The organism is Parasphingorhabdus sp. (genome assembly GCF_036964675.1).
Taxonomy (GTDB): domain Bacteria; phylum Pseudomonadota; class Alphaproteobacteria; order Sphingomonadales; family Sphingomonadaceae; genus Parasphingorhabdus.
In genome coordinates this window covers 1-2685 of the sequence record NZ_JBALTF010000126.1, presented here as the reverse complement: position 1 = coordinate 2685, position 2685 = coordinate 1, and the positions used below count along the sequence as shown (strand labels likewise).

Here is a 2685-nt window from a genome sequence, read left to right as displayed (position 1 = left end):
GGCTCAGTACGTGATGATTCTGAGTGGCCGCGCTGCTAGTGGTGATTAACTTGGACCACCTGTCATCGATGATAATGTACGATTGAACTCCGAAGGAGCGGATTGAACCTTCCCCTCTGTGTCACCGTGACCAAGGAGATGAATGAGAACGGGCTTGTCATATTTTCTTTTGATGGCTGGTTCTTGCGTTTTCACTTCTGTGATCTTCATTGCGCGGTCCCTTTTGGGTTATCTGCGACGGTTGGATTACCATATTGGCTAGCCCGATATGTGCGCGAACTGGCCGCCAGCCTAGGCTTTTGAAAATAAATGTCAATTTTGCAGGAAAAGGGAGCGGCCATGGAGGCCGCAAAACTGGCTTTCGATCATTTGTGATCAGCGGGGGAAACGGCTGCCAGTGGGCCGTTGGCCGAAGGGCCTCTACTTTATCCGTGATGTCTGCTTTCCATCCCAGCCCGGCTCCATCCAAAAGCTTGATCGAAACGCCGGAAGGTCACTGCGGTGCGACCGGGCAAGCCATCCGGTTTGCGCGTGTGCCGGCCTTGCAGGAAATCGCGCGCGGTGGCGGCGCCGGCGGCTGGTCCAACCGGCCCGATGAACTGGGCGACATGGGCCGCCTGCGCAAGCCCAGCGCGCTGGATCCGGCGCGGTAGGGCCAAAACACTATAACCTGAGATGCTTCATTTTCTTCCAGATACGGTTTAAGCTTGGCCTAAATAGCAAGTGATGGAGCGTTGGTTCGTAGCGGCGGCTGCGCTTCGTCGGTGTCGGCCAAGCTTGCGCGACCGGGATCACTTACTAAGCCAGCCTGTGACGCCGGTTGCAGGAATATCAAGCTCAGGAAAAAGCCGATGATCGCGCTGGCTCCATATCCAACGAGTGGCGTTGGATAGGCACCCATCGCGGCCGCGGCAATCACCGTCAGCCAGCAGGATGCAAAGACATAATGCAGAATAGTGCGCTCGGACTTGGGAACAAATGCTATCGGGCAGACCAGCAACAGACATCCGGCCCAGAGCGCCAACCCGACCCACAGGCCGATATCAAAGGCAGACCATAATATAAGATCGACAAAGGGCACCGCTGGCAGGCGGTCCGGCAGCAGCAATGTTGCCGCGAAGGTCAATGCGCAGAATGCCGACGCGCTCGCCGTCAGCGGGTTCGGCCGCATCATGCCGACAATGGCCACCGCCACAAACAGCATCGCCGCCAGCGCCCGGTCCGGCTGAGCCCCCATCGCAAAGGCTGCGACACACACCGCCAATGTAGTGCGAAGATTTTGAACTCTGGCGAAACAGACCGCAATCAGCGGCAACAGGATCAGGCTGGTCTGGATGAAAAACGGCCCGATCAACAGCCACCGTCTGGCGCCCTCGATTGCATAGCCGAAGATGGCGGTCCCCAATAGAATGAACGCGCCGATCAAGGCAGTCACGGTCACAACCGCATCGGTCGGCCGCGCTGCCAGTCTTAAAGACAGCGCCAGCATAATGCCGACGACAACCGCCGCGCCATTGACGATCACCATGCTGGGCGGAGCGCCCGAAACAAGCAGATAGGCCAAGCCGATCAAGCCCGCCACCACACCCGAGATGAATGTCAAAATCACGAATCTGTCCTGCATGCTGCTGCTCCCTGTTTGTGAGATGTTGATCTCGAGACGAAAACGGCAGCAGGCGATCAGGCAGCCCAGGGCAAAAGCCATTGCTTCTCGGCTATTGTCGATCACCGACATTTCCGCTGCCATCGCCTGCGCCCATTCTTTACGGTGATCAGGCGCCAACCACAGGATCAACCGTTCCAGTGCGTGCCGCATCATATCGGTTTCGCCCGCAGCTGCTGACCGACGTCAGGACGATCTTCTTGAAGCAGGCTCTTCGCCAGATCGCGTCCGGCCTCGGTCAGGCTGTAAATATGCCGGGGAGGGCGGCCTTCCACGCTTGGTTCCTGCCATTGTGAGGCCAGCATCGCCTGGTCTTCCAGTCTCGCCAGCATCGGATATAGTGTGCCCGGCTTGATGCCGGCGATCTGCATGATCTCGTAGCCGTGCAGACTCTCCGGCGCATTGAGTAAGGCGATCAATGCCAATCTCGTCGCCTTGGATGGTGCCCTCGGTTTTCGCATGATTCTTATATCGATATATATCGATTTAATGTCAATTATGATATTTGCGGGTCCCTACAATATACCGGTTCGACTTGGCCGCCAGCAATGCCGTTCCATGCTATCCCCGGGCACCGATTCCTAAAGCTTGATCGAAACGCCGGAAGGTCTATGCGGTGCGGCAGTGCAAGCCATTCGGTTTGCGCATGTCCCGGCTTTGCGGGGCAAGTGAGTGCGGAATCGAAACATGAACGAACCCAATAATAAAGTCCCCGGCCTCGCCACGCGCCAGTCGGCCATTCGTCTGCTTGACGCCGTCTGCCGGCGCGGCGAGACGCTGGATCAGGCGATGTCTGCCGCTACCGGAAAATTGTCCAATCCGTCGGACAAGGCGCTGGCCCATAATATTGCCGCCAATGTCCTGCGCTGGATGACCGCGCTTGATGCGATGATCGACAGCGCCACCCGCAACCGGCTGGCCGATGATGCCAAGCCGCGGATGGCGCTGCGCATCGCGCTGGCGCAGGTGCTGGTCCTCGACACCCCGCAACATGCCGCGATTTCCACCGCCTTGCCGCTGGT

4 protein-coding genes are annotated in these 2685 nt (G+C 58.2%); 2 read left to right on the top strand and 2 right to left on the bottom strand.

All coding sequences use genetic code 11. From position 1 onward, the window contains the following. Window positions 1-473: 473 nt before the first annotated feature. Window positions 474-653, top strand: a complete 180-nt coding sequence (locus tag V7665_RS13400) for a hypothetical protein (RefSeq protein ID WP_335665035.1) — start codon at window positions 474-476, stop codon at window positions 651-653. A 59-nt stretch (window positions 654-712) separates the two neighbouring features. On the opposite strand, the gene V7665_RS13395 is transcribed toward V7665_RS13400, so the two are convergent. Continuing rightward, on the bottom strand, window positions 713-1819 hold the full coding sequence (locus V7665_RS13395) for a hypothetical protein (protein ID WP_335665034.1): 1107 nt from the start codon (window positions 1817-1819) through the stop codon (window positions 713-715). Further along, window positions 1816-2088 (bottom strand): PadR family transcriptional regulator, encoded by a 273-nt coding sequence (locus tag V7665_RS13390; protein WP_335665033.1) that lies wholly within the window; start codon window positions 2086-2088, stop codon window positions 1816-1818. The genes V7665_RS13395 and V7665_RS13390 overlap by 4 nt, the downstream gene beginning before the upstream one ends. Before the next feature lie 262 nt (window positions 2089-2350). On the opposite strand from V7665_RS13390, the gene V7665_RS13385 reads away from it, so the two are divergent. Next, on the top strand, window positions 2351-2685 hold a 335-nt coding region (locus V7665_RS13385), incomplete at its 3' end, for a transcription antitermination factor NusB (protein ID WP_335665032.1).